The 1,661-nt window shown below is 71.8% G+C and carries 1 protein-coding gene; it reads left to right on the forward strand.

All coding sequences use genetic code 11. The annotated features are described in order from the left end of the window. Positions 1-155: 155 nt before the first annotated feature. The coding region (locus tag ACYVE9_RS25840; RefSeq protein WP_461030314.1) for a DNA repair ATPase at positions 156-1,661 on the forward strand (1,506 nt) is incomplete at its 3' end.

Here is a 1,661-nt window from a genome sequence, read left to right on the forward strand (position 1 = left end):
GGAAGTCGAACATGCTGAGGAGTTGGGAAGACGTGACGAGCCAGGGGCAGGGCAGCGGCGAGCCGCAGGAAGCGCGGCGCGCCGCCACGCCGCACGAAGGCGGGCCGGACGCCGGCACGCTGAACGCCGGCACCTACGAGGTGCTGCGGGAGCGCATGTCGGCCACCGCCACCGAACTGGCCCGCCGGGCGCAGGCGCTCAACACCCGCCGCACCGCCGAGTTCGGCGGCAGCGAGCTCGAACTCGTCGGCAACGACCGCGTCCGCACCGAGCACAACTGCGTGCCGCGGGACCTGGTCCAGGTCGGCGGACTGATGCTGTTCGGCTACAACGTGCACTTCGGCCTCAAGCAGACCACCGAGATCCGCGACGTCTTCGCGCTGCACCGCCACCACGACGGCCGGTTCGAGGAGGTCGGCGCGGACGCCCTGCCCGGCCTGCTCGACGACCCGCGCTTCGCCCGGGACTTCACCGACCTCTACCGCTACTACCGCGAAGCCGAACTGCTCCAGCTGCGCCGCACCGGCTCGCTGCTGCTGGCCGTCTTCCAGACCGGCGAACGCCTCACCGACCTGCGGGTGCTGCGCTGGCGCGTCCACCCCGACGGCACCCCCGAGTACGTCGACGCCAAGGGCGAGCGCGACCACACCTTCCCGCCCTCGCACGACTTCGAATGGACCGTCACAGGCCGCGAGGACCACGTGCTCGGCCGGCACCCGCACATCTCCATCGAGGGCCGCGTCTTCGTCGAGACCGTGGGCGGCACCCTGACCGTCAAGATCGAGAACAACACCGAGAGCGGCGAGGGCGTCTACACCGAGCCCGTCGACGAACCGCTCCAGTCGCTGGCCGACGCCGAGGTCGCCCACGCCCGCGTAGGCCCGCTCACCCTGCTGCGGATCCTGCCCTACAACGAGACCACCCACCGCTACCTCGTCTTCAACGAGCGGTCCAGGGAGGTCGTCCGGCTCGACGGCATCGGGCTGTCCTGCCAGCGGCTGCCCGAGGACCAGGGCATCATCTTCCCCGGCGGCTACTACCTCACCACCGCGCCGGCCGGCTCGGCCGCCCGCACCTTCGACACCGACACCGCCGACCTGGAGTTCGAGAGCGCCATCCGCTCCCCGAACGGCGAGGACGTGCTCTACGTCTTCCACGCCCGGGCCGAGGGCCGCACCCTGCTGCTGCCGTACAACCTGATCCGCAAGGAAGTCGCCACCCCCATCCCCAGCCACGGCTACTCGCTCTTCGAGGACGGCGTGATGGCCGTCTTCCGCGCCCAGAGCGACGAACCGACCCGCGTCCACCCGATGCAGCTGTGGCAGACGCCGTACCTCTCCGACGCCCGGGCCGCCGCCCAGCCCGAGGGCACCGGCCCGCTCGCCCGGATCGGCAACGCCGAACTGGTCCGCGGCATCTCCGACGTGCTGTCCGTCGCCCGGATGGCCGGCGACGCCGACCCCGGCGGCGCGGTCTTCGAAGCGATCGTCGCCGCCTGCACCCGCGTCGCCGACACCTACTACTGGCTCGACGCCGACGGCCTGGAAGCGCTGCACGAACCGCTGGCGGAACTGTGCGACGCCGCCGAGCAGGTCATCGACGAGTTCGAACGCGTCGAGCAGCTGCGTCGCCAGGCCGCCGCCGCCGTCGCCGAGGCCGCC

The organism is Streptomyces sparsus (assembly GCF_054776295.1).